This is a genomic window from Acinetobacter sp. YH12241, from assembly GCF_013417535.1.
Taxonomy (GTDB): domain Bacteria; phylum Pseudomonadota; class Gammaproteobacteria; order Pseudomonadales; family Moraxellaceae; genus Acinetobacter.
This window is the reverse complement of sequence record NZ_VPDQ01000007.1, coordinates 65,286-91,845: the sequence shown is the minus strand read 5'-3', so window position 1 is coordinate 91,845 and position 26,560 is coordinate 65,286. Positions and strand designations below refer to the sequence as shown.

25 protein-coding genes are annotated in these 26,560 nt (G+C 44.0%); 9 read left to right on the top strand and 16 right to left on the bottom strand.

What is annotated here, in order from left to right; all coding sequences use genetic code 11:
• Nucleotides 1-11 precede the first annotated feature (11 nt).
• From FTV18_RS06200 to FTV18_RS06190, 3 genes are read right to left on the bottom strand one after another with little or no spacing between them, the layout of a single operon-like run.
• Nucleotides 12-374, bottom strand: a complete 363-nt coding sequence (locus FTV18_RS06200) for a RidA family protein (protein WP_034701622.1) — start codon at nt 372-374, stop codon at nt 12-14.
• A gap of 38 nt (nt 375-412) precedes the next feature.
• On the bottom strand, nt 413-1,525 hold the full coding sequence (gene alr, locus FTV18_RS06195; RefSeq protein WP_180002410.1) for an alanine racemase: 1,113 nt from the start codon (nt 1,523-1,525) through the stop codon (nt 413-415).
• A gap of 35 nt (nt 1,526-1,560) precedes the next feature.
• Entirely contained in the window at nt 1,561-2,820 is a 1,260-nt protein-coding gene (locus FTV18_RS06190; RefSeq protein WP_034701616.1) for a D-amino acid dehydrogenase, read from the bottom strand.
• Between the two features lie 140 nt (nt 2,821-2,960).
• Here FTV18_RS06190 and FTV18_RS06185 point away from each other — a divergent pair, with 140 nt between their 5' ends.
• Entirely contained in the window at nt 2,961-3,428 is a 468-nt protein-coding gene (locus tag FTV18_RS06185; RefSeq protein ID WP_004783295.1) for an Lrp/AsnC ligand binding domain-containing protein, read from the top strand.
• A gap of 126 nt (nt 3,429-3,554) precedes the next feature.
• Here FTV18_RS06185 and lysM read toward each other — a convergent pair whose 3' ends face one another.
• From lysM to FTV18_RS06155, 6 genes are all read right to left on the bottom strand, one after another.
• Nucleotides 3,555-4,064 carry a peptidoglycan-binding protein LysM gene (gene lysM / locus FTV18_RS06180; RefSeq protein WP_180017045.1) on the bottom strand — a complete coding sequence of 170 codons (510 nt, stop codon included), beginning with the start codon at nt 4,062-4,064 and terminating at the stop codon, nt 3,555-3,557.
• 182 nt (nt 4,065-4,246) lie between these two features.
• The gene (gene acpP, locus FTV18_RS06175; RefSeq protein ID WP_004783299.1) at nt 4,247-4,483 is read right to left on the bottom strand and encodes an acyl carrier protein; all 237 of its coding nucleotides are present in this window, start codon (nt 4,481-4,483) and stop codon (nt 4,247-4,249) included.
• A gap of 86 nt (nt 4,484-4,569) precedes the next feature.
• Entirely contained in the window at nt 4,570-5,304 is a 735-nt protein-coding gene (gene fabG, locus FTV18_RS06170) for a 3-oxoacyl-ACP reductase FabG (protein ID WP_159123542.1), read from the bottom strand.
• Nucleotides 5,301-6,287, bottom strand: a complete 987-nt coding sequence (gene fabD / locus FTV18_RS06165) for an ACP S-malonyltransferase (protein WP_180017047.1) — start codon at nt 6,285-6,287, stop codon at nt 5,301-5,303. Before fabD ends, fabG begins: the two co-directional genes overlap by 4 nt.
• Before the next feature lie 245 nt (nt 6,288-6,532).
• The gene (rpmF, locus tag FTV18_RS06160; RefSeq protein ID WP_004783304.1) at nt 6,533-6,715 is read right to left on the bottom strand and encodes a 50S ribosomal protein L32; all 183 of its coding nucleotides are present in this window, start codon (nt 6,713-6,715) and stop codon (nt 6,533-6,535) included.
• Between the two features lie 77 nt (nt 6,716-6,792).
• Nucleotides 6,793-7,350, bottom strand: a complete 558-nt coding sequence (locus FTV18_RS06155; protein ID WP_004783305.1) for a DUF177 domain-containing protein — start codon at nt 7,348-7,350, stop codon at nt 6,793-6,795.
• A gap of 99 nt (nt 7,351-7,449) precedes the next feature.
• Here FTV18_RS06155 and FTV18_RS06150 point away from each other — a divergent pair, with 99 nt between their 5' ends.
• From FTV18_RS06150 to FTV18_RS06140, 3 genes are all read left to right on the top strand, one after another.
• Nucleotides 7,450-8,112 (top strand): elongation factor P hydroxylase, encoded by a 663-nt coding sequence (locus FTV18_RS06150; RefSeq protein ID WP_159123541.1) that lies wholly within the window; start codon nt 7,450-7,452, stop codon nt 8,110-8,112.
• Nucleotides 8,113-8,196: 84 nt separating this feature from the next.
• Nucleotides 8,197-8,814 (top strand): L-threonylcarbamoyladenylate synthase, encoded by a 618-nt coding sequence (locus FTV18_RS06145; RefSeq protein ID WP_004783309.1) that lies wholly within the window; start codon nt 8,197-8,199, stop codon nt 8,812-8,814.
• Nucleotides 8,815-8,852: 38 nt separating this feature from the next.
• Nucleotides 8,853-9,125: a hypothetical protein gene (locus FTV18_RS06140; protein ID WP_125278773.1), complete on the top strand. Its 273-nt coding sequence runs from the start codon at nt 8,853-8,855 to the stop codon at nt 9,123-9,125.
• Between the two features lie 26 nt (nt 9,126-9,151).
• Here FTV18_RS06140 and FTV18_RS06135 read toward each other — a convergent pair whose 3' ends face one another.
• Nucleotides 9,152-9,715 (bottom strand): hypothetical protein, encoded by a 564-nt coding sequence (locus FTV18_RS06135; RefSeq protein WP_179992874.1) that lies wholly within the window; start codon nt 9,713-9,715, stop codon nt 9,152-9,154.
• A 449-nt stretch (nt 9,716-10,164) separates the two neighbouring features.
• Between FTV18_RS06135 and FTV18_RS06130 the strand changes: the two genes are divergently transcribed.
• Genes FTV18_RS06130 through rluB form a run of 3 tightly spaced genes read left to right on the top strand, consistent with a single transcriptional unit; the run spans nt 10,165 to nt 12,632 of the window.
• Entirely contained in the window at nt 10,165-10,959 is a 795-nt protein-coding gene (locus FTV18_RS06130) for a ScpA family protein (protein WP_180017049.1), read from the top strand.
• A complete protein-coding gene (gene scpB, locus FTV18_RS06125) occupies nt 10,956-11,546 on the top strand; it encodes an SMC-Scp complex subunit ScpB (protein ID WP_004783317.1) in 591 nt (196 codons plus the stop codon). Before FTV18_RS06130 ends, scpB begins: the two co-directional genes overlap by 4 nt.
• 42 nt (nt 11,547-11,588) lie before the next feature.
• On the top strand, nt 11,589-12,632 hold the full coding sequence (gene rluB, locus FTV18_RS06120) for a 23S rRNA pseudouridine(2605) synthase RluB (RefSeq protein ID WP_004783318.1): 1,044 nt from the start codon (nt 11,589-11,591) through the stop codon (nt 12,630-12,632).
• A 200-nt stretch (nt 12,633-12,832) separates the two neighbouring features.
• Here the strand turns inward: rluB and FTV18_RS06115 are convergent, their stop codons facing one another.
• From FTV18_RS06115 to FTV18_RS06090, 6 genes are read right to left on the bottom strand one after another with little or no spacing between them, the layout of a single operon-like run.
• Nucleotides 12,833-14,560: an ABC transporter ATP-binding protein gene (locus tag FTV18_RS06115; RefSeq protein ID WP_034701592.1), complete on the bottom strand. Its 1,728-nt coding sequence runs from the start codon at nt 14,558-14,560 to the stop codon at nt 12,833-12,835.
• Between the two features lie 10 nt (nt 14,561-14,570).
• The gene (locus tag FTV18_RS06110; protein ID WP_180017052.1) at nt 14,571-15,719 is read right to left on the bottom strand and encodes an ABC transporter permease; all 1,149 of its coding nucleotides are present in this window, start codon (nt 15,717-15,719) and stop codon (nt 14,571-14,573) included.
• Between the two features lie 7 nt (nt 15,720-15,726).
• Complete coding sequence (locus FTV18_RS06105; protein WP_004783323.1) at nt 15,727-16,665, bottom strand: ABC transporter permease; 939 nt, start codon at nt 16,663-16,665, stop codon at nt 15,727-15,729.
• Nucleotides 16,666-16,682: 17 nt separating this feature from the next.
• Nucleotides 16,683-18,686 carry a M3 family metallopeptidase gene (locus FTV18_RS06100; RefSeq protein WP_180017053.1) on the bottom strand — a complete coding sequence of 668 codons (2,004 nt, stop codon included), beginning with the start codon at nt 18,684-18,686 and terminating at the stop codon, nt 16,683-16,685.
• Between the two features lie 19 nt (nt 18,687-18,705).
• Entirely contained in the window at nt 18,706-20,508 is a 1,803-nt protein-coding gene (locus FTV18_RS06095) for an ABC transporter substrate-binding protein (RefSeq protein ID WP_159123536.1), read from the bottom strand.
• 22 nt (nt 20,509-20,530) lie between these two features.
• Entirely contained in the window at nt 20,531-22,288 is a 1,758-nt protein-coding gene (locus FTV18_RS06090) for an ABC transporter substrate-binding protein (RefSeq protein WP_180017055.1), read from the bottom strand.
• Nucleotides 22,289-23,029: 741 nt separating this feature from the next.
• Here FTV18_RS06090 and FTV18_RS06085 point away from each other — a divergent pair.
• Complete coding sequence (locus FTV18_RS06085) at nt 23,030-25,696, top strand: TonB-dependent receptor (RefSeq protein WP_180017057.1); 2,667 nt, start codon at nt 23,030-23,032, stop codon at nt 25,694-25,696.
• Nucleotides 25,697-25,845: 149 nt separating this feature from the next.
• On the top strand, nt 25,846-26,547 hold the full coding sequence (locus FTV18_RS06080; RefSeq protein ID WP_086044090.1) for an energy transducer TonB: 702 nt from the start codon (nt 25,846-25,848) through the stop codon (nt 26,545-26,547).
• The last annotated feature ends 13 nt before the right edge of the window (nt 26,548-26,560 follow it).

The following is a 26,560-nucleotide window of genomic DNA, read 5'->3' as shown; positions in this document are numbered from 1 at the left end:
TCTGAAGCAACTTAAGGGAGTGCTGCAATCACTGCAATTTCAATTAACCAGGCGGGATTTACCAGATCCGCCTGAATGGTTGCGCGTGCTGGTGTACCACATCCCTCGAGCCATTCAATCCAGAGCGCATTGACGGTTTGAAAGTCTTCCAGGTTTTTAACAAAGAGCTGTGCAGATAACAGACGGCTTTTGTCTGTACCTGCCAGTTTAAGGAGTTGATCAATCTTCATGAGCACTTCACGCGTTTGACCACGAATATCCAGACTGCTGCTGTCTGGCACCTGCCCTGATAAATACACCGTTTTATTGTGAATGGTGACAGCACTCATGACCTGATTGCTGTTCAAACGCTGAATATCTGCATGTTCCGTCATAATTTTATCCTCTCTTATTTCTAATATTTGTTTAATCTTTAGCTTTCAATCTGCACGGGCACACGTTGAGTAATGGCACACATCAGCTCATAGCCAACCGTACCCGAACCCGCGGCCACTTCATCAATCGGCAATACTGTGCCGTGTATGGATTGTCCCCACAGCACAACTTCGCTACCAATCTGCGCATCAGGTACAGAACCTAGATCAACCGCCAGCATATCCATACTGACGCGACCGACCGTTTGGGTTCGAATCCCATCTACCAAAACTGGTGTTCCAGTTTGTGTGATTCGCTGATAACCATCCGCATAACCACAGGCCACAATTCCAATCTGCATATCTTGCTCAACTATAAAAGTAGAGCCATAACCAATGCTGTCTCCTGCCCGAACCTGCTGAATCGCGATCAGTTCGCTACGCAGACTCATGGTCGGCTTTAAGTTCCAGTGATCAATCGTATGGGCGGGATAGTCAGGTGAGCTGCCGTAAAGCATGATGCCGCTACGTACAATGTCTGACTGTATATGCTGATGATGACGCAGAATGGCAGCACTATTACTGAGTGAAGTTTTGCCCGGCAGATTTTGAATGGTTTCGGTAAAGACCAGCTGTTGATGTTCAATACCTTCCTGTCCAAGGCGCATGCCATCCGCATCGGAAAAATGTGTCATATGACTGATGGAGCATACTTGCTTAATATTTTTTAATTCCTGAAAAGCGACACGATACTGCTCAGGTAAAAAACCCAGTCGGTTCATTCCGCTATTCATTTTTAAAAAGACATCAAACTGTACGTCTGGTTGTAAGTCGACAAAGGTTTTTAACCATTCCAGTTGATGCTGGGCATGAATTGCAAAACTTATCCCGTACTTGGCGCAGTCGAATAAATCTTCAAGGCCAAAAATGCCTTCCAGTAACAATAAGGGTTTGTCACAGCCTAAGGCACGCAAACGCTTTCCTTCAGTAAGATCCAGAAAGGCAAAACCATCAGCACTTTTTAATGCGGGATAAACCCGCTCAATACCGTGCCCATAGGCATCAGCTTTAACCACTGCAAAGACCTGGCTTTGAGGTGCGCAGGAACGTGCAACTTGCAGGTTATGTTGCAATGCCTGTTGATGAATCACCGCGTGTATTGGACGTGGCATAAATTTCTTCCCTGAAACTGATAATCCTTAAAAGCTTAAGCAACCTGCTGATAACGATTCAGCGACAAGCCTTCAGTACTAATCTCAGGTGCTTGACCCAGTACCAGATCACTGATCAGCTTTCCTGAACCACAGGCCATGGTCCAGCCTAGGGTACCGTGTCCAGTATTCAGGAACAGGTTATTAAAGCGTGTTGGTCCAATGATTGGCGTACTATCCGGGGTCATTGGACGTAAGCCGGTCCAGAAACTGGCCTGCGCCATATCGCCGCCCGGGAACAGGTCACGAGTGACCATTTCCAAGGTTGCGCGACGATCTTCATTCAGACCCAAATTAAAGCCTGTCAGCTCTGCCATACCACCGACACGGATGCGCTGATCAAAACGAGTCAATGCAATCTTGTAAGTTTCATCCAGCACAGTCGATTGCGGTGCATGAGTCTGATCCACAATTGGAATGGTCAATGAATAACCTTTAACCGGATACACCGGCAGATCCAGGTGTAACGGCTTCAGGAAATCACGGGAATAGCTACCGAAAGCCAGCACATATTTATCTGCGGTCAATACCTGACCGTTGACCAGCACACCTTTAATCTGGTCACCTTCAAACAGCAGTTTTTCAACATGCTGGTTAAACTTGAACTGTACGCCCATGCCTTTGGCATAATTGGCCAGCGCATTGGTGAACAGGTAGCAATCACCAGTTTCATCATTTGGCAGATGCAAACCACCTACCAGTTTATCTTTAGCTTCTGCCAGTGCCGGTTCAACTTTGGCTAGCTGTTCACGATCCAGCAATTCAAAATCCACGCCGGTTTCTTTCAGCACTTCGATATCACGTTGCACTGCATCGAGCTGTGCTTCCTTACGGAAAATTTGCAAGGTTCCTTTAGAACGGTTTTCATAAGAGATGCCGATATCACGACGTAGATTACGTAAACAGTCACGGCTATATTCAGCGACCCGCACCATACGTTCTTTATTCACTGCATAATGCTGAGCATTACAGTTTTTCAGCATCTGGGCCATCCACTGTAACTGCCACAGACTACCATCAACATTAATCGCCAATGGTGCATGATGCTGAAACATCCATTTCACTGCTTTAAATGGAATGCCAGGTGCTGCCCACGGTGTCGAATAACCAGGAGAAATCTGGCCTGCATTACCAAAACTGGTTTCTTCAGCTGGACCTGCCTGACGGTCAAGGACAGTCACTTCTGCTCCCTGCTGCGCAAGATAGTAGGCACTTGTTACACCAATGACACCACCACCTAATACAATTACGCGCATGACATTACCCTCAATGACGTTTATAGTTTATTTCACCAGTATATTTTTGGATCAATAGTGAATTTCACTGTTTTAAACTGATATATTCAGCAAATTCACTAGATTTTTCGCGTCATTTTTAAAAATTAAGGGAATAATAGATGCGTAAATTAGACCGCATAGACCGCATGATTTTAGATATCCTGCAGCGCGATGGACGCATTGCCATTAGTGAACTTGCCTCCCGAGTCAACCTCTCCACCACACCCTGTTCCGAGCGAGTGAAGCGGCTAGAACGCGATGGAATCATCATGGGTTACCATGCCCGGCTCAATCCGGAAAAGCTGGAAAAGAACCTGTTAGTGTTTCTGGAAATCAAACTTTCTGCCAAATCGGGCGATGTATTTGAACAGGTCGCGCGTGACTTAAGTGAAATTCCTGAAGTGCTGGAATGTCATCTGATCTCGGGAGATTTTGATTATCTGGTGAAAGCACGCCTAAAGGAAATGAGTGCTTACCGGCGTCTGCTTGGGGATTTATTAAAAAAGCTCCCATCTTCTGCTTCCTCACATAGTTATGTGGTTATGGAAGAAGTAAAGGAAAGTTCATATCTGGATGTAGGAATCTAATTCTGACAAGGGTTCAAGTGGTAGATACAACAAAAACCCCATAAGGGGCTTTGTTGTGAACCGTTTATCTGAATTAGATAAGTTTAAAATAAAATTTTATTAATTTATATTGATGATTATCTAAAACTAGGCAGGAATACGTAGTACCTGACCCGGGAAAATATCATCCGCATTTTTCAGTAAAGGGCGATTTGCCTCGAAAATCTTGTTGTAATGGTTGGCATCACCATAAAATTCTTTCGAAATTTTAGATAAGGTATCACCCGATTTAACCGTATAGAACTTACTTTCAGGTTCCGGATTCGCTACAGTCAGCTGGTCATCCACTTTAGCGACATGATCAACATTTCCTACCGCTAAAATAATCTTTTCACGATCCGCCTGACTTTGTACCTGTCCGCGTACGGTTGCCAGATCTGAGGTTGAGTTATAGCTGATCGACAATCCTGTAATTGGCAGTCCTAGGCTTTTAACATGGCCTAATAATTTGTTCGCTATTTCCTGTGCAGAAGGTTCAGCCGGTGCTGCCTTAGGTGCAGCTGCAGGCGCTTGCTGAGTTGCTGCCGGTGTCTGTTGTGGTTCCGCAGCTGCAGTGTTCTTTTTACCAATGCCTTTTACAAAATCAAAAAGACCCATAGTGGACTCCATTCTTGTTATTCATCAGATCATTCTTATTTGTACAAGGAAAGCAGCAGATACAAAGTTAGTCATTGGTAAGCAAAAGGTTATCGATTGTAAAATCACCCTATTTCTATTCTACAGGCACAAAAAAACCACCTTGCGGTGGTCTTTAGGTTCAGCAAAGCTGAAAATCAGCATTAACCAAGTTTTTTAGTAACATAGTCAATAGCAGATTGAACAGTTGTGATTTCGTTAGAATCTTCATCAGGAATAGTGATGTCGAAGTCATTTTCGAAAGACATAACAAGTTCAACCAGGTCTAGAGAGTCAGCACCTAAGTCATCCATGAAAGATGCTTCGTTTTTAATCTCTTCGACTTTAATACCAAGTTGTTCTGCAACCGCTTGTTTAACGCGTTGTTCGATATCGCTCACAGGAATTCTCCTCATTGCTTGTGGCGTTTTTAATGCCGTTAGTTTAATTGAATCTATAAAATTTGGAAAGTTAATACATGTGCCGTTTAGCTCATGTATAAACCACCATTAACGTGAATGACTGTACCTGTAATGTAACTGGCTTTGTCCGATGCCAGGAAACTTACGGCATTCGCGATATCTTGTGGATCACCTAAACGGTTTAAAGCCACTTGATCACTCATTTTCTTGCGAATTTCTTCACTTAACTGTTCAGTCATTTCAGTCGCGATAAAGCCTGGTGCAACAGCATTGACAGTAATCTGACGACTACCCATTTCTTTAGCCAGACTGCGACCAAATGCCTCAATACCTGCTTTTGCTGCAGAGTAGTTTGCCTGACCTGGGTTAGCAAAATGCGCCACCACAGAACTGATATTAATGATACGGCCGAAACGTGCCTTAGTCATACCTTTCAGCACACGTTTAGATAAACGATAAACGGCTTTCAGATGAATGTTTAAAATATCATCCCAGTCGTCTTCCGACATACGCAATAACAGATTGTCTTTGGTAATACCGGCATTATTCACCAGTACCAGCACAGGACCATAGTTTTGCTCAATATCGCTGACCAGTGCATCAATCGCAGCACCATCACGTACATCTAAAACTTTACCGGCACCATGTTCAGCAAATTGTACGTTAAGTTTCTCTGCACCCGCTTCAGAAGTTGCAGTACCTACGACAAAATAACCGTCTTGAATTAATTGTTGTGCAATTGCAGCACCAATGCCGCGGCTTGCACCTGTCACCAAGGCAACTTTACGTTCCTGTGTCATGCAATTTTCCCTTCTGCCACCAATACGGTGTTAAGCGCATCTTCCAGACGAGATTGAGTATCTAATGGAAGTGCTTTTTCGATATTCGGTAAACGTTTTGCCATATTGGCCAGTACATTACCTGGGCCACATTCTACAATGTACTCAACGCCTTCATCTTGAAGGAATTGTAGTGTTTTGGTCCATTGTACTGACTCATACAGCTGCTCAGTCAAAGCCTGACGAAGTTCAGTCACGTCCGCAGCTACTTTTGCGCCTACATTTTGTAATACAGGTATGCGTGGCATCTCAATGGCAGTTTGTTCCAAAGCTGTTGCAAACTGCTCAGCGGCAGGTTTCATCAGTGAACAATGTGAAGGAACTGAAACTGACAGTGCAATCGCTTTACCGCCATTTTCTTTGGCCAGTGCCATCACGGCTTCTACACGTTCTTTATTACCAGCAACTACGACTTGCCCCTGAGCATTATAGTTGGCTGCTTCAACTGAACCTTCGCCTGCTGCTGTTGCTTGTGCACAAAGCTCGATCACTTTGGCATCATCTAGACCCAGAATCGCCGCCATTGCACCTACGCCTTGAGGTACAGCAGTTTGCATCAACTTACCACGCAGGTTCACCAGCTTGACTGCATCACCCAGACTTAAAGCACCCGCTGCAACTAACGCGCTGTATTCACCGAGTGAATGGCCCGCCATATATTTTGGTGCTACTCCACCCAGCTCTAACCATACACGCCATAAAGCGATAGATGCTGTTAATAGTACCGGTTGAGTAAATTCGGTTTGATCCAGACCTTCACCCGTCTGTGCAATCTGCCACAGATCAAAACCCACCGCTTCAGATGCTTCAGCAAATGTATCGCGGATACCACTAAACTGTTCTGCAAGTTCAGCGAGCATGCCGACTTTTTGTGAACCCTGACCTGGGAACACAAATGCAGTTTTAGTTGCTTGAGCTGCTTGTTCGAGTTGTTTAGCAGACATAAATAAATCCTTTCATTCAAGAGGTGCGAATCTTTTCTTAGACCTAAAAATTGGCCGATCAGATCACCTTACCCATTGTGGAGCGCAATTTAACACGTAATTTTGGCTTGGGTAATTGCCAAATACAACAAAAACCGCGACTTCACATGATGACCACAAAACCAAGAGATAAAATCAGGCATAAAAAAAGGGAGCTTAACGCTCCCATTTTTTCTACTAAGCTTTAACGCTTAATACATCATCAATTATTCAGCAGATGCTTTAGCGAATAATTGACGACCACGGTAGATACCATCTTTAGATACGTGGTGACGACGATGAGTTTCACCAGTAGTTTGGTCTACAGTTAATGCATTCTCAGTTAAAGCGTCATGTGAACGGCGCATGTCACGGCGAGAGCGACTTTTACGGTTTTGCTGAACGGCCATGATGGCTCCTTACAAATATCGAAAAAATGGATCAGAACAAATTCGATTGTCTTATACGTATGAGTATAACACAAAAATTAGTTAAGTTTACCCTTCAAAGCTGCCAAAACTTCAAACGGATTATCCCGTTTTTCTTCAACAACTTCTTCTGCGGCAGGTTGATGCTTATGCTCACAAACGTCATGCTTAGGAGACAGCGGCATCAACAATAACAATTCATCTTCTATCAGTGCGAGTAAGTCAGCGGTGGCAGGTGCATCATATGAACCCTTCGTCGTTGCTTCACTTTCACCTAAGACGATGAAATCAGCATCCTCATCCAAGCGCTCTATCAGTGACTCATCATCCACAAGAGCTAGATGAAAATCTGAAACGAGTTCGATTTCAACGGTCTCCAGACAACGCTGGCATTCCATTGGAACTTTCGTTTCAACATGACCATCCAACCATGCAATGCGATGATAGGCATCCATTGATAGCTTACAGTCTATGTTAATCAATTGATCATCAATTGATCCAACAGCTTCACGAGCAATACGAACAAAGCGGGATAAAGGCAGTTGACCTGACCATTTAAAGCCCTGTTCAGCCCATTTAAACGGCTCAATCTGTGCCGGAAAGGTATTTGCTGACATAATTAAGGCGGCAATTCTACAAATTCATCAGAACTCTGTCAAAGATTAAGATACAATTTTGTACTTATTTTTAGACAGACCAATTGGGTAATTTCAGTCATGCATCTGTTGCAGCCGCAAACAGAAGTGAATGTTTCATCACTCGTTAGCACACTTTCAACCTCCGATTCTGACAGCTCACTACAGCAAGTGCAACGCTTACCGTGGGCGAATTTATCCTCAGAAGCGGAACAGGTTGATTGGCTCATCTTACACTTTAATCACTGGTTTTCCCACCTAAATGTCACTTTAGTCCGTGGTGAGTTTGAACCAGAGTATTTCCCGGCTACAGATGATGCCCCTGCCCGGATCCAGTTTGCGCATGGCTTCTTTAATAGTGCCCTGCATGAAATCAGTCACTGGACCATTGCCGGTGATAAGCGCCGTCTGCTGCCAGATCTGGGCTACTGGTATGCACCAGATGGCCGCACCAAGGAACAGCAGGCATTATTTGAGCAGGTCGAAATCAAACCACAAGCGATTGAATGGATGTTTTCCAAAGCATTTGGTCGTAAGTTCCGTGTGTCCCTGGACAATTTAACCGGCGATGGTGGTGATGGCTCCAGCTTTAAAGATAATGTCTATGCCCAGGTGCAACGTTATTTTAGTGGCGAAGCCAAACTGCCGCGTGATGCCAAACGCTTCATTGATTGTATCTGTGTCTGCACCCGTGCGGGCAAAAGTTTACAATCTGATGAATTTCAACGTGAAATGCTTGATTAAATTACACAAATCTACCTGTTTGTCATTGTTACTTTATACAAAGGCATTTCATAATAAGTTTAGGGCAGGTTGGGAGGAATATTTATGCTGCATTTACGTGTACACCCGGATAATCCGCAAGCTCGTCTGATCAGTCAGGCAGTAGAACGTATTCGTGCCGGTGATGTTGTGGTTTATCCGACCGATGCAGCCTATGCTATTGGCTGCCAGATCGGGAATAAACATGCGATGGAGCGAATCGCACAGATTCGTGGTCTAGGACCTAAGCACCAATATGCCATTATCTGCTGTGACTTATCCGATCTTGCGACTTATGCCAAAGTCGACAATGCCGTCTATCGTTTGCTGAAAAATAATACACCTGCTGTGACCACGTTTATTCTTCCGGCAACCAGCGAAGTGCCTAAACGTTTAATGCATCCAAAGAAAAAAACCATTGGTTTGCGTATCCCTACCAATCCTGTGTGTCAGATGCTGCTTCAAGAGCTGGGCGAACCGCTGCTCACTTCAACGCTCATCCTGCCAGACCAGACGGATCCTTTAGATGATCCTTATGACATTGAAATGCAGCTTGGTAAGCGTATTGATGTGTTTATCGACAGTGGACTAGGCACATTAAGTACGACTTCTATTGTGGATTTATCAGGAGATCAGCCTGAAGTGATTCGTCGTGGTGTTGGTGATGTCAGTGCTTTTGAATAAATAAAGCTGCTTCTAATGAAGTCTCAGAAGAAAATAAAATGGATTTGTTTTATATCCTCCTGAACCTGAATGAATTTCCTGCCGATCATCTGATCTATGCTGAATTGCCTTGGACACTGGAATCCAAGGCAATATCTATCGATAAAAATTCCAAGCCAGAATTAAATCTGAATATCAACAATATTGAATACTCATACTTTCTTGAGATCGCGATGGCAAGAAAACTTCTACAAGTTTATTCAACAAGCAATGTTTGTCTGGCAGCTACCTGCCAACGTATCATCGAATATGTATTACGAGAGCAGAATTAAAATAACCTTATCACGCATGCCAGGATTTAATAGCTCGCTGCACGCTCCTGAGTAGATGTACTGACCGCTGGTGCAATCGAAGGAACCTGATTATTCAAACTTGGCATTGGGGGTAACGGATCACCTTCTTTATAATGTTTTAACTGCAAGAAGTTTGGACATTCCGACAGTTTTTGCTGATGAGTTGCAAGTTCAGCACCAAACCTGTTTTTGACTGAAACATGAAAAGTGATTTGATCCTCTTCAAGCACATTCAATAACGCAGTCCGGGCTGTGGATTCCATAGTCCTAAAAGAATCAATAGAATTACAGCTCATGGTTTTGACCATTGCAGTAACACCGTCGGGTAAATCTTTGCCCGTATAAAGCGTATTACGCATATAGAAACGAATATGAGGATACTGGTCCAGTACGCTAAAATCCAGTTTCATGGCCTGCATCACTGGTTTGGCCTGCTCGACAAAGCTGGAAAAGCCGCCAGACTTCAGATTGGTACGCATTTCATTTTCAAGCTGCATGAGCTGATATTGAGGATAGCCCCAGAATACCCCTAAGCCGATGACGCCGATTAACACAAGTATGATTGGCATTTTTATAATTAACCTGATCTATGATTGTTATTTATCAATATTTTTTTGGCTATATTAGTTTATTTTTTAGGCGATAGATAACTGTTTTTTCTTATTTTTATCACATATTTCCTGATGAGCTTTAACTCAGTCACTATTTAATAGGTGTTGAGAATCTTTTAAAAATTTTCTATATGAAGTTACAGTTTCTTAAGCCACCCAGACTATATTGTATTTAATTTTAGCTAATATGCTGTTTAATATCAGACTTGTGCATTTTACCCAATTAAAAAAATAAAATTTCTCCTAAAATAAATATGGTTTTTTTGCTTTTGAATGCATATCTATTTTATTTAACGACAATTTTCCAGTACAATGCCAACTACTAAATTATGTGCTTTTTCTCCTGACAAGAGCTCGGGGAATAAGCCATTTCATGCCTTTGAAAATTCGCGTGGCTTATAATTGTAATGACTCAAATGCCCCATAACGCTATGGAATCTGCTCCAAACATCCGGGTTCTGGATGAATGGCAAAATACGATTCCAGAGGATCTGTATATTCCTCCAGCAGCGTTTGAAATTCTGTTAGAACATTTTGAAGGCCCCCTCGACTTTTTAATCTACCTGATCCAGAAAAATGGTTTTGACCTGTTACAGGTTGATATCGCGCCCATTGCCTCCCAATATCTGTCCTATATGGATGCGATGAAATCCCTGAATATTGAACTAACCGCGGATTATATGGTGATGGCTGCTTTACTGGCCGATCTCAAATCTCGTTTATTGTTACCTAAACCGAAAAGCGTGGCTGCGGTTGAACAGGATCCAAAACAAGACCTGATTGAGCGCTTGGAAAATTATTTACGGATCAAGCAGGCTGCAGAACGTCTGGGTCAGATGACGATTCTGGAACGTGATACCTTTGAGACCAATGTTCACTTAGGCAAGTTTATCCAACCCAATGAAGGCCATAGTGCTGATCTGCTGCGTGATGCCTTGCTTTGCGTCTTTAACCGTCCTGAACCGGTCATTCATCAGGTGCAACAGGAGCCTGTTTTACTGGAAGAACGGATTGCCTATATTGAAAGCCGTCTGGAATCTGGTGAAGTCTTATCTTTTGATAAATTACTCAAGCCAAGTCAGGGACGCATGGGTGTAGTCGTGACCTTTATGGCCGTGTTGGAACTCACCCGCCAGCAAAAAATTCAAATTATTGCCTCAGGCATTGAGGCACCGCTCGCAATTCAAGGAGCACACGCATGAACACAGACCATAATATCTCCTTGTCTGCGGAAGATAATCTGCATGAAATTCTGATGCAGCTGGAAGCCATTATTTTTGCCAGTGACTCCCCAGTTTCCTTAGCTCGACTGAAAGAAGCATTTCAGGATCGCTATAGCAAGCAGGAGCTGCGCCAGTATTTACAGCAGCTTTCCATGCTGATGCATGGCCGTTCTATTGAACTGGTTGAAACTGTGCAAGGTTACCGTTTTCAAGTGCGTGTAAAATATCGTAATATTATTGCACAGACCTGGCCCGAGCGACCGACACGCCTGTCACCTTCATTACTGGAGATGCTTGCGGTGATTGCTTATCATCAGCCAGTGACCCGAGCTGATATTGAACAAATTCGTGGTGTCACGAATAACAGTCAGATTTTGCGTACGCTGTTTGACTGGAACTGGATTAAAGAATCCGGCTTTCGTGAACTCCCTGGAAGACCTGCGTTGTTAGTGACAACGCCACAATTTTTAAATGCGTTTGGCTTAAATTCTTTAGGCCAATTGCCTCCCCTGCAGGATGCCAAGGAAGCTTTTATGGCGCTCGATGCGAATGCACCGAAGTCATAAATAGGTGAACTGTTGAATAATTATTTCTAAGGTTATGCTGTCATGAGTGAAAAGTTGCAAAAGGTGCTTGCACGTGTTGGTTTGGGTTCTCGCCGTTATATGGAAGAAGTCATTGCCGCAGGTCGTGTGAGTGTGAATGGGCAGATTGCCCAAGTGGGTGAACGAATCGAACCGGGTGATGAGCTTCGCATCGATGGTCGTAAAGTGCAGTTCCAGATCGAAGACGAAATCCGTCGTCGTGTCCTGATTTACTATAAGCCAGAAGGCGAAATCTGTTCACGTAATGATCCTGAACAGCGTCCAACAGTATTTGACAACCTGCCATCAATTCAAGGCGATCGCTGGGTAATGGTCGGCCGTCTGGATATTAACTCGACCGGTCTGTTACTGTTCACAAATGACGGTGAACTGGCGAATCGTTTAATGCACCCATCCAATGAAATCGAACGTGAATATGCGGTTCGTGTCATGGGTGAAGTGACTCCTCAACTAAAAAACAACATGCTGAAAGGCGTGGTGCTAGATGATGGTCCTGCGAAGTTTGAATCATTCTCTGAACTGGGTGGTGACGGGATCAACCGTTGGTATCAAGTTGTCGTGAAAGAAGGTCGTAACCGTGAGGTTCGTCGTATCTTTGAATCACAAGGCCTGAAAGTCAGCCGTTTATTACGTACCCGTTATGGTACCGTGATTCTGCCACGTGAACTTCGTACAGGTCGCTGGATTGAACTGGATAAACAGGATATCGATAACCTGACCAAATCAGTTGAGCTGAAACCGCGTCAAGGTACCGGCTTATTCGGCATGGCGAAACGTCGTAATGAGCGTATGCAGGAAAAACCAATGGCAGCGCGCCGTGGTGGTTACCTGCGTCAGCAACGCCGTGATACCGATGAGCAGCAGCCGCAATACAACAACCGTGAACGTCGCGATGATCAAGGCTTTGGTCGTCGTGAAAACCAGAATGGCACCCAGTTTGCACGTCGTGACAACCGTGAAGACAACCAGTTTGGCCGCCGCGAAAACCGTGAAGGTAATGCACCACGCGGTTTATATGGTGCGAATAAAGGCTTTAAAAAGTTCTAGGCTTTGAATAAGATAGAGTCACTTCGGTGGCTCTTTTTTTTGCAGGAACAATAATAATGACCTAATTTTATCTATCCCTAGTCTTCTCAATAGAACCCGATATAAAAGGCGGGTATCTCCCTTCTATTTCCTAAAAGTGAATTCTTGTCATAAAAAAATGCCCAGCAATGTGGACATTTTTTATTTCGTACTTTAGCAAGTTACTGCGGAATACCCTGAGGAATCGCACTTAACAGACGCTTGGTATAGTCGTGTTGCGGAGACTGATACAGATCATCTGAGTTGGCAATTTCCACCAGATCACCATGATTTAGCACCATGATCTGATCAGAAATATATTTCACCACTGACAAATCATGCGAAATAAAGATGTAACTCAGACCAAATTCATCCTGTAAATCCTGCAATAAGTTCAGTACCTGCGCCTGTACGGATACATCCAGTGCGGACACTGATTCATCACAGATCAAAATCTCAGGCTTTAAGGTCAGACAGCGTGCAATTGCAATCCGCTGACGCTGGCCACCTGAAAACTCATGTGGATAGCGATAGAAGGCCTGAGCCGGTAAGCTGACCCTTTCTAATAAATCAAGTGCCATCTGTTTACGTTCTGCATCATCCTTGCCAATATGATGAATCTGCATCGGCTCCATCAGGATTTGTCCCACGGTAAAACGCGGATTCAAAGAAGCATAAGGGTTCTGGAAAATGATCTGGATTTTACGCTGATAGGCCGTAAACTCTTTTTCAGTCATCGACAAGATATCTTTACCCTGAAATAACGCCTTGCCGCCTGTAGCTTGTTGCAGTCGCATCAGGAGCAAACCAATCGTGGTTTTACCAGAACCTGACTCCCCAACCAGCCCTAAGGTTTTGCCTTTAGCCAGCTGAAAAGACACGCCTTTCACAGCCTGAAATTCATCTTTTCCAAATAGGCCTTTACGGCTATAGAAGGATTTTTTCAGATCACGTACATCGAGAATGATCTCTTCATTACCTTTTAAACCACGGGAACGTTCCTGTTGTAGCGGAGCGTTCGCATGCAGGTCATGCGCCAGACTATCCTGTTTCATAAAGTCGCTAATCACCGGCAAACGCAAAGGACGGTGCGACAGCTGTGGACGGCAATGCAACAAGGCTTGGGTATAAATATCCTGAGGATTGTTCAGGACTTCTGTCACCGAACCTTGCTCACGAATCTCGCCATAACGCATTACAATGACCTGATCCGCAATTTCACCAACTACCGCCAGGTCATGACTGATGAATAACATCGACATTTGACGGCGCTGACGCAAGGATTCAAGCAGGTCCAGAATCTGTTTCTGGATAGTCACATCTAATGCCGTCGTTGGTTCATCAGCAATCAAGAGTTTCGGTTCACAGGCAATAGCCATGGCAATCATCACCCGTTGCTGCTGTCCACCAGACAACTGGCTTGGATAAGCATCAATCTTGGTTTCCGGTGAAGGAATACCGACTTCCTGCAAAAGTTCCAATGTTCTTTGACGGGCCTGCTTTTTATTCATGCCCAAATGCAGGCGTAGAATTTCAGAAATCTGCATGCCTACGGTAAACACCGGATTTAATGAGGACATCGGTTCCTGGAAGATCATGGCAATTTCTTTGCCACAGATCTGACGCATTTCACTCGACTTAAGTTTCAATAAGTCCCGACCTTCAAACAGGATCTGACTGTCTTCAGCGACCTTAGAATTTTCTGGCGCCAAAAGTCCCATCACTGCTAATGAAGTTACAGATTTACCACTTCCGGATTCACCGACTAACGCCACTGTGGTATTGGCCGGAATTTCAAATGAAATTCCTTTGACCGTTTCCACATATTGTTTATTTTCACCTTTAAAACTGACACGTAAGTTATCTACGCGAAGTAACGCGGGTGCTGTGCTTGGATTCATTTCAGACATCGCTGCGCTCCTATTTCAGTTTTGGATCTAATGCATCACGTAATGCATCAGTAAACATTGAGAAAGCTGTCACCAGTACCGCCATCGCCACCGATGCCGCAGTCAACTGCCACCATTTGCCTAAAATCAGCTCGCTTTGCGCTTCATTCAGCATACTACCCCATGACACCACACCAATCGGTACGCCAAAGCCTAAGAAGCTGAGAATGACTTCGGACTTGATAAAGGCCACTGCAAGAATGGACATTTGAACCAAAGCGATATGACTGACATTCGGAAAAATATGCACGAAGATACGGCGCATATTGCTTACCCCAATGGCTTTCGCTGCCAGTACATATTCACGTGCAGTATGCTTCATATATTCCGCACGAACCAGGCGGAATACCCCGGTCCAGCCGGTCAGACCCAAAATCAGGATAATCGATAAAATCCCTTTTTGTTGCAGTACTGCTGCAATCGCTAACACCAGCAACAGATAAGGAATAGAAGTAAAGATATTGTAGAACCAGTTCAGCACATCATCGACCCAACCACCGAAATAGCCAGCAATCGCACCAAGTACTGTACCAATCACCACCGCAACCAGCGCAGCAATCAGGCCAACTAAAATCGAAGTTTCTGCACCTTTAATGGTTTTCAGTAGTACATCCTGACCCCATTTATCTGCGCCAAAGAACAGGCTCTGTTTAAGCTCACTACTCTGATCCAGTAACTGACCCCCTAATTCCTGATCAATGGCTTTCATATCTTCAGCCAGTGGATCGACTACACCATAATAATCAATCACACCTGCGCCCTGTTCAGCAGCAATTTCTGCTTCCAGTTCTGCAATCACATCTTTTAAAGGATCAACTGGATTAACTGGCACTACGGCAGATTCAGTACTTTGATCTTCACCTGCAGCTCCAGGTACAGACGGTGTATAGATAAAACTTGGGGGTGCATAACTCACCGCCACTTCCTTATTCCAGTCCTTGGCAATCATACCTGTCATGGAAAGCAGCAACATCAGCAGATAAAACAGCACCACAAATAGGGAGAACATCGCAATGCGGTCACGTTTCAGACGACGCAACGCCAGCTGCCATAATCCGGTTGAAGCAGACTCAGGCACTGCTGAAGCATGTTGCTCTTTTTTAAATATCGCACTCAGCATAATTCACCTACTTCAACTGTACACGTGGATCGACCCATTTATAGATCAGATCGGCAATCAGGTTAAATAACATGGTCGCAGCCGCAACATAGACCGTAATCGCTTTAATTACCGGAAAGTCAGAACGTTCAACTGCGATAATCACTTCACGGCCAATGCCAGGAATACCGAAGAAACGTTCAATCAGGAAAGCACCGATCAGTAAAGCCGGAAGTCCCGCCATGACATCAGTAATGATTGGAATCGAAGCATTGCGCAGTACGTGCACGCCCAGAATGCGGCTTTCGCCCAGACCTTTGGCACGTGCGGTACGGACATAATCCTGATTGACTTCATCCAGAACAAAACTGCGGTAGAGACGTAAAGTCGGTGCAATACTCACCACCAGCATGATTAATACTGGCAATAGTGCATATTTGAATAAATTTTCAGTAAAGTTATCGCTCCAGCCCTGTACCGGGAACCAGCTCAGTTCATAAGCCAAGACGTACTGGAATACGATGATATAGACCAGAATACTGATCGACATACCGATGGTACACAGCATCATGATCATGCGGTCAGTCAGCGAACCACGCACTGAAGCCACCCCGAGCGCCAGAATGATTGAAACAATCGTTTGCAGGATAGTCAGTGGAATCAAAATGGTCAGTGATGGCCCCAAACGCGTGGTAATAATCTGGGATACCGACTCACCGGTACTCCAGCTCACGCCATAATCAAAGGTCAAAATCTGCTGGATGAAAATCCACAGTTGTACGTAATAAGGTTGATCGACCCCGAGCTGCTGGCGGATATTTTCAATCTGCTCAGCATTGGCCATTTTACCGGCCAGGATATAGGCCGGATCTCCCCCGACCCAGTTAAATAACAGGAATATCAGCAGAATCACCCCCAGCATGGTGGGGATCATTTGCCAAATCCTTCGAATAATATATGCCAGCATCGCTTTCCTTCCTTGACTTAATGTCCTGAAATTTCATTAAAGAAAGCTTTGCTGTCCGGATCACGGCCCAGAAAATCCTTAACCATCTGATCGCCCGGCTTTTGTCCGCCTTGTGCCAGTACAGTCTCGCGATAGTGCATGCCGACTTTTGGATCCATCAGATGGTCACCATAAGCAGACAACATATCGAGTGCCAGCACTTCAGACCACATATAGCTGTAATAACCCGCCTGATAGCCACCCATCAAGTGTCCGAACTGACCCGGGAATTGCTGACCTGGAACAGAACCCAATGCAGTTTTACTTTCCATATCTTGCCAGAGTTTTAATGGATCAATACTTTTCGCATCTTTACCGTGCAGGGCCATGTCGTACTGAGCATATAAAGTCTGACGGGCATAATGCAGGCCGCGACCATAATTTTTCACATTCTTTAAGCGCTCGGTCATGGCTTCATCGACACGAGGACAAGCAGGTTCACAGTAATCTGCTACTTTAGATAAAGTCTCGAAACGGCGCGCCCACTCTTCATACATTTGCGAAGGTGCTTCAACAAAGTCACGCTCTACCGATGTACCTGACTGCTCGGTATAACGGGTCTTCGATAATATTCCGTGTAGCGCATGACCCATTTCATGTACAAAAGTCTCCAGCTCATTACTGTTCAGACCTTTACGGTTGAAGTTGGTCACCAAAACAGAGACCGGACGGCGATGATTTAAACGGCTGCCACCATAAACGCCCCAGACTGCAGCATGGCCATATTTGCCTTCACGTGGATATTTATCGACATAAAGTCCGCCCATAAACTCACCGGTGGCTTTGTCATGCACGGCATAGTATTCAACTTCATCGTGCCAGGCTTTGACTTTTACCGGCTTGAATTCAATCCCATATAAATCGGAGGATACGGCAAATAACCATTTTTGAGCCGCTTCAGTCGGGAAATAATCACGCAGTTTTTCCTGATCCACCTTATATTTGGCCTGACGCAGTTTTTCACTCCAGTAGCCTTGGCTCCAGCGCTCAATCTCTGCTTTTTCCAGCGGAATTTTTAAGGTTTCTGCCTTGAACTGACGTAATTCTTCAACATCCTGCTTTTCTAATGGCGCAACTTTGGCATAGACCTCATCCAGAAAACTATTGACTGCTTCTGGGGTTTTGGCCATACGATCTTTTAAGGCAACATAAGCATAGCTGTCTTTATCGAATAGCTGGGCCAGTTCATAACGCAGATCAATAGCCTTTTTCATGTATTCGAGGTTTTTCTCAGTCCCTCGGCGGGTATAGGCAGTCTGATAACGTTTACGAGCTTCATCACTCTCTGCCAGCTCCATAAATGGCTGATATTCCGGATAGTCGAAGCCGAGCAGATAATTGCCCTTTTCATTTTTCTTTAAACCGGCGATATAGCTCTCAGGTAAACCTTTCAGCTCTGCAACAGTGAATTCAACTTTTTCAGGGTTATCACGTACATTCTTGGAATAGTCCTGCCCCAGTTTGGTACTTTCTTCAATAATTTCCTTCAGACGTTTCTGCTTCTCTGCGCTGAGTTGTACCCCGGTTTTTTCAAACTGATTCAGAATATCTTTCAGGAATTTCTCATCGACCGGATCTGTGGCTTTTAGTTTCTTAAACTGGGCATACAGTTTTGGACTCTGATACATGGAAGTCAGGTATTTACTGATTTTCAGCTCACAGTCATCTGCCGCCTGACGCAAGGCTGGATCAGGATCGACATTACTATATAAACCGATAGGTGAAACAAAATCACCAATCGATGCCTGCAATGTATCCCAAGCTGCCAGATAAGGACGGGCTTCAGCCTTATTTTTGATTTTCTGGCTTTCAAATGTCTGGATATCTTTTTGCATTTTATCCAGATTGGCATCGCACAATGCCGGAATTTCTGCTGCCTTGAATAAAGGCAAAAGCTGGGTTTGGGTCTCTGCCATGACGGTTTGAGATCCCCCGATCATCGCCAGACAGAGTGTAGTAAATTTCAAGTGTTTTAATGTCATCATCATCTCCAGCTTTTTCTTACTTTTTAGTATCAATATCGATATACATCCATTCTGTGGACAGAATCGGATGGGACTTGTGTCCAATAACATGAGGTTGCGCTAATGCATTACGGTAAGTGCTATACAGCATCATGGTTGGCATATTGACCTCTAGAATACGGGTCATTTTGCGATAAACCAGATCCCGTTCAGGACCCGGTGGCATGCTCTGACTTTGTTCATATAAACGGTCATATTCCGCATGCTTGAAGCAGGCATTATTGGTGACATTGACGTTTTTGCCATAGAACAACTGCATGAAGTTGTCAGCATCCGGATAATCGGCAATCCATGCAGAGCTTTTAAACATGGTTTTACATTGCTTTTCCAGCTTAATGCCTTCAGCAAATGGCATGGCCTTACTGGTCAGTTTGATATGAATATTATCTAGGGTCTTTTTCCAGAATTCGCCCTGTTGCTGACCACGACTGGTATTGGCCGTAATCAGTTCAATCACCAGAGGTTTGCCTTCAGGAGTTCTCCGCCAGCCATCCGCACCGATCTTGTAGTTATAGCGATCCAGCAACATGTTGGCTGCCTTGACCGAATATGGCGTACTGGTTTTATAAGCGGGTGAATAGCCTGCAACTCCTGGCGGAATAGGCATGTGCAGTTTTGCGCCATCTCCTTTTAGTAATACGCTAATCATGTTTTCAACAGAAAAAGCCATTGCCATCGCACGACGTAAGGCTATTTTTTCTGGCGTAAAGCCACCCACCACCGGGTCTTGCATATTCCAGTAATGGTAGTTAATCGATGGCTCCAACATGCGTGAAAGCTTGATGCCTTGCTTGACCAGCTCAGGTTTTAACTTGTCACCATCCAATGCCTGCACGACCAGATCGCCGTCGATTTCCACCAGATCCAGTTCATTTTTCTTGAATGACAACATCCGTGATTGTGCTTCTTCAATCACACGCACATCAATGGTGCCGATTTGAGGCATTTTTTTGCCCTGCATCGCACTGACAATCGCCTGGTCTTCTGCACTATTGGCTTTATAATTCCAGACAAAACCACGGTAAGCCGGATTCGGCTTTAAGATAATGCGTGATCCCGGTGTCCAGCGGCTAAGCACATAAGGCCCTGTACCGACCGGCTTACTCATCACCCAGCCAGCTTTGTCTTTATACTTTTCAATGACTTCGCGTGCAACTGCGGCAGCTGGACCGTGGGCCAGCAACATCGGAAAGTTCTGATCCGGATTATTCAGCTTGAGTACCAGCGTATAGCGGTCTGGAGTCTGAATGCCTTCAAATGGATTTTCATAGACTTTACCATTTTTTTTCGCCATGGCTGTCCATGCTTCCAGCCCTTTGATCCGGCCATCCAGTAACCAGCTATTTGGTGAATTAAGTTTTGGATCTAAGAGACGCTTTAGAGAATAGGCATAGTCGTAGGCGGTCAGTTCACGTTTTTTACCGCCAAAGACCGGATCATCCGCAAAGTAAATGCCCTTTTTAACTTTAATGGTATAAGTCAAACCGTCTGCACTGACTTGAGGCATATCTACCGCAGTCAATGGCACCAGTTTCGCTGGTGAGGCCAGATAATCATAGGTATATAAAGTTTCGAAAATCGCCGAGTTAATCTTGGCCGAATAACGATCATGGATATAACCGGGATCGAAACCGGTTTCAGCCGCAGGAAAGACCGTTTTTAAGACTTTATTCGGATTGGCAGGATTGGCAGCCCATGTGGGTGCAGCACCTGCCATCATTAAACTGGCCATTAAAACCCCACTGGCCAGCTTTTTTAAAGTGTTTGTATTCACATTCATACTGGTTCTTAATCTTCTCAAGTTATTTTTTAACAGGTTCAATATCCAGATATTGCCAAACTGCTCTAGTCACCGGATGTGCCTTAAAGCCCTGTACCTGTGGATGAATCAGCCAGTTGCGTACCCGGGTATTGTGCAAAATCCACGGATTATCTGCCTCCATCTGGCGGTTCATCTGCTCATAATAGGGAGTGCGTTGCTGAGGCGGCAGTTTCATCGCAGTTTGATACAGCGCGTCATAGGCTTTAGAGGTATAGCAGCTCAGGTTACCTTGCTGGGCATTTGGGCCATACAGCAATTGGGCAAAGTTTTCCCCTTCCGGATAATCTGCAATCCAGGCGCCACCCCACATCATATGTTTGCACTGGGTGGCTTCTTTTAAATTGTCGGCAAAGTTACTGACTTTAAATTCAACTTTTACTCCGATTGCATCCAGGTTCTTTTTCCATAGTTCCGCAGAAATGACGGAAGAACTTGAGCTGGTCGAGTTCATTTTCAGAACCAATGGTTTGCCATCAGGCAAGGTGCGGTAACCGTCGGCGCCTTTCTTGTAGCCAAAACGATCGAGCAGTTTATTGGCAAGCAAAGGATTGTAGGCAATGCTGCTTCTATAATTCGGGTTATATCCGCCCACGCCTTCAGGAAGAATCATTTCAGCTTTAACGGCATGGCCCTTATAGAGCTGCTGGATGGCCTCTTTCTGGTTATAGGACAAGGCAATGGCACGGCGTAGTGCAATTTTTTCCAGTGAGTTCCCACCAATCACCGGATCACGCATATTCATGATGGTATAGGTGATTTCCGGTTCTTTATTCGGATAATGCAGGATGCCTTTTTTCTTGTATTCACTTTTCAGCTGCTTATTTTCCAATGCCTGTTCAGCGCCACTTGCAGTCAGTTTGTCATAGTCTAATTGTCCAGATTTTAAAGCCAGCCAACGTGATTGTTCTTCTTCAATGATACTGATCTTGACCTTGCCGATTTGCGGCATCTGCTTGCCTTGCATGGCTTTAACAATCCGTTGATCCCACTCTGAACCATCCCCCTTAAAGTTCCAGACAAAACCGCGATAATTTGGATTAGCGGTTAACTCAATGCGGCTACGCGGCACATATTTGTGTAATTGGTATGCCCCTGTTCCGACTGGGTGCTGACCTACCCGATCGCCATAATATTCGATGACTTCGCGTGCAGTACCAGCAAAAGCGACATAGGCCAGAATGTAAGGAAAGTTCAGGTCGGAACGGGTCAGGGTAATTTGTAAGGTATATTTATCTAGGGCTTTTAAACCGGGAATAGGTGCATCGTAGTTGAACTTGCCAGTTTTTTTGGCCTGCTGGATAACTTGATCTGCGCCAAGAATTTTGCCTTCGATAAAGGAAAAAGAAGGCGAATGGCTTTTCGGATCCATCACCCTTTGCATGGAATAAATATAATCCCGGGCAACCAGTTCACGCTTCTTGCCCTGAAAGGCTGGATCCGGACTGAAATAAATTCCTGGCTTGATTTTAAAGGTATAAACTTTGCCATCCTGTTCAACCACGGGTAAAGACTCGGCGGTATTCGGAGCCAAAATTGCAGGCCGGGCCAGATAGTCATAACGCAACAAAGGCTCGAAAATGGCCTCAGCCACGCTACCACTATAAAAATTATAGGTTTTGACCATATCAAAACCGTCATCAGGTGCTTCGAAAGCCAGGTTTAAAATTTTATCCGGATGTGCAGATGATTTTGCTAAAGCCATCCCCCCTGATGTTACTGCCAGTGCTAAAACTGTCATCCTTAAAATTACTGATTTCAAATTCACACCTATTTTTGTTTATTTAAATCATTAAAATGATTAAGGTTTTTTAAAAGCATTTAATCTCTTCTGATTTGCTTCATGTTTTTTTATTTTTCAACATTCCGCCTATCTTATGAATCTAGCGTTTGAAAGCTAATTTCATGCCACTCTATACTTTAAGTAACAATTAAGTTCTTTTTACAACAAAAAATATATTTTTATTAATCATTTAAAATAATAATAATTTAGGCAATTACTTAGATACTATCTGCAGTATTTACTGCACTAATCCTACAATGACTTTCACTTTATTGCACAAAAATAATTCGCTAGTGGGTCATTTTATAGCACATTCCAATTCAGCCATTCGTAATCCAAAAAAATAAATCTATATTTTTTAATAACTAAGAATATGTCTAAAAATTAAACAACCACCCCTCATAACTCATATTTCACCTACATTAAAGAATCTAAAAATATCGATTAGTTCACATATTTTTCAATTAATGTTTAGAGTTAATCAATAAATACTGATTTGCAATATCATTTTTTCTTATTACTTCCAATACAGCTCATCTGTTTTCCCTGACGCACAAGTTCTCTCTTTCTAAGACCCTATAAATTAAGCATTTCTTAATATATTGAATATTTTTAGAAGAATTCTGACTAAGTTGGCACTTGCTTTGCTTAAAAAAAATACAGCATTATCTTCACACAACAAGAAAGGTGAACTTTACGATGAAAATAAACAAACTAGTCGGATCTATGGGGGCTCCAACCGTCAGCAAAAGACTACTCAAGTTAAGCGCACTCAGCTTAAGTATGATGTGCTTGTCTTTGGCACATGCAGCCGATGAACCAGAAAACTCTGCCGCTCAACCTACCAAGGTTCAAAAAGTGACAGTGACAGGTTCATCTATTAAAGGAGTAGCTGCACAAAGTGCATCTCCTATTACTGTGCTTAAAGTCGAAGATCTGGTGAATCAGGGGGTCACCACGGTTGAAGAAGCAATTAATAAAGTAAGTGCTAACCAAGCTGGTTTTGCTGTTTCTCAAAATATTGGTAAAAGTAATACTTCAGGCTCTTCTGCCAACCTGCGTGGGATTGGTACTGATAAGACCTTAGTTTTATTAAATGGGCGTCGTTTGGCTAACAGCCCATTTAGTACTTCTGAAGTTAACCTGAATATTATTCCGCTCGCGATGGTTGAGCGAATCGAGATTCTGCGTGATGGTGCTTCTGCAGTATATGGTGCAGATGCGATTGCCGGGGTAATCAATTTTATTATCAAAAAAGAGTATGAAGGTTTCGGGGTATCTGGCGGCCTTCAGGCACCCGAAGAAAAAAATGGTGACAAATATGATGTTTCCATCTTCGGTGGTTATGGCGATCTGGATGAACAAGGCTTTAACGTCTATGGCGTAGTGGACTACCGTACGTCTGATATGATCATGGCCAAAGATCGTAAAGTCAGTCGCCGTGGTGGCTTAATTCCAGAATTAAATATGGCAATCGGTTCCACTGCTGGTTTTCCTGCTAACCTGTTAGATTCTGGCGTTGGCGTAGTCAATCCTTATATCAATCAAAATTGTAATAATGCACCAAACGTGTTCGTGTCTGGCACGCGCTGTCTATTAAACACACAAGCATTAATCGGTATTACACCTGAAGAAGAAACCTTTTCAGCTTTAGCAAAAGGTACATTCAAACTCACCGATTCATTAAATGCAGTTGCTGAGTATATTTATACTGAGAGTAAAGTAAAAACCTCAATTGCACCTGATGTATGGGGTGGTAGCCTTACCATTCCAAATACCAGCAAATATTATCCAGGCAACGGTATTACTCCAGGTATTGCTGGTCTGGTAGATGATGAAGCAACCCTTTATTTACGTTCACAATCAGGTAACCGTGTATCTCAATCAGAGAATGAGTCAAACCGTTTCTTTGCTGGGATCGAAGGTGAAGTACTAGGTTGGGATATCAATGGTGGCGTTACTTATGCCGAAAGTGAAGCAACTGATAATTTCGTCAGTGGCTATTTGAATCAGAGTCAGGTTCAAGCTGCACTCAATGATGGCACACTCAATCCTTTTGGCCCTCAAGCAGCTGCAGATGTAGGAAAATGGTCAACCTTTGATGTAGCTGGCCCAACAAATATGGCAAGTCTGGATTCTACCACTATAGATTTCACTGTCAGCCGTCCAATCTATGAACTACCTGCAGGTGAAGTTGGATTTGCCTTGGGTGGTAGCTACACCACTCAGGACTGGGAAGCCAAGGTGAATGCCGATCTTGTTCGCCAGGTTCCAGGTTCTGGTATTGATCCAAATAAACCGTCAAGTTCAGGTGACCGTGATATTACTGCGGTGTTTACTGAATTACATGTACCGATCTTGCCGACTCTAGAAGCTCAACTTGCGGCACGTTATGATGACTATAGTGACTTTGGTGATACTTTCAATCCAAAAGTATCCCTACGTTGGGAACCGGTTAAAGAGTTAATGTTCCGTAGTTCTTATAGTACTGGATTCCGCGCCCCAAGTATGTGGGAAATCAACTCTTTACAAAGTGAAACCAATACTAGCACTAACTTCAATAACCCACGTTTTTGTGATGCTAACGGTCAACCGACCAGCACCCAATTTGCAGACCAATGTGGTATGCAGTTCAAGCGTAAACAAGGTGGTAACCCAGACTTACAGCCAGAAGAATCAACCTCTTTTACAGCCGGATTCGTATATGAACCAATCAAGAATCTGGTATTCACCGCTGATTACTACAATATTGATATTGAAGGTTTAGTCAGCTCAGTTACTCCTAATGACATTTTTAATGACCTTGATCGCTATGGCAATCTGATCGTTTACGCTCCAGATGGTCGTATCCAGTATTTAAATACAACTCTACAAAATATGGGTGGATTAAAAACTGAAGGGATTGACCTCAGCCTGAACTACTTAAGCCCAATGACAGCAACAGGCCGTTTTGGTTTTGGGATTGATGGTACCTATGTCATCAAAATGGATGAGCAAGAAGAACCAAACGGTGAATGGGAAGGGCTCGTCGGCATCTATGATGATCCTGCAGTCGTCCGCTGGAGACATATTGCCAATATCAACTGGTCTTATGAAGACTGGAAAATGAGACTAGAACAACAATATATCCGTGGTTATGAAGACTTTTCTCAAGAACGTGATGTAAGTGCCTATACGCTTTATAACTTTGCAGGCACCTATAGCGGATTCAAGAATTTAGAGCTAACTGCAGGTATTCGCAACATGTTTGATGCAGAACCACCTGCTTCTGATGCAACTAACAATGCTCAATATGGCTATGACCCTCGTCACGGTGATCCAATGGGCCGTACCTACTTCCTACGTGGTACCTATAAATTCTTTTAATTAATTACTTCGCAAACACTGCTGCCAAGCGGTGTTTGCGGTTTTCCCCGTTTAATTTTAGCCAAACAAAAAATAATGCTGCCTGTAACTAAAAACAATTTTCTCATCAGTGCACTATTTCCTGTTTGTCTTAAATTCTAGGAGTCATGATGGGCACAAAGTTTGAAGACTTAGAAAAAAACTCCGCCAAAAAACTGACTGGTATTGGGGTCGTTGTTTTTTTGCATATCCTGGTTGGCCTAGTACTCATGGCTGGTATGGCAAAAGACATTATTAAACCGACAGAACAGCCGGTTGAACTAATGATTATTCAAGATATTAAGCCGCCTGAACCTGAGCCACCAAAAGAAACTCCACCTGAACCACCAAAAATCGTGGAAAAAGTGGCACAAGTGCCTGAGGTGAAACCGGTTGAAAAAGTAGTTCCTGTACAGAAAACGCTTCCAACGCCAACCCAACCGACAACTGTTGCAGTACCTACTCCCGTTGCAGCGAGTCCTTCACCAAGTCCGGTAGCAGCACCGGCTCCAGTAGTCGCAGCCGCTCCAGCCCCAGCTCCTCCACCCGCTGGCGTAACTCGTGGTGTTTCACAAGGTGAAGCAGGATGTAAACGCCCAGACTATCCACGTGATGCACTGATGAATGAAGAGCAAGGTGAAGTCCTGATCTCTGTATATGTAAATACCTCCGGCAAGGTCCAGGATGCGAAGGTGAAAAAGTCGAGCGGTAGTCGTGCGCTGGATCGTGCAGCATCCAAGGCCTTCAGTTTATGTACTTTCAAGCCGGCAATGAAAAATGGCGAACCGCAAGAATCTTGGTATGACATTCCCTATGAATTTGTCCTTGACTAACAGATACAACAGA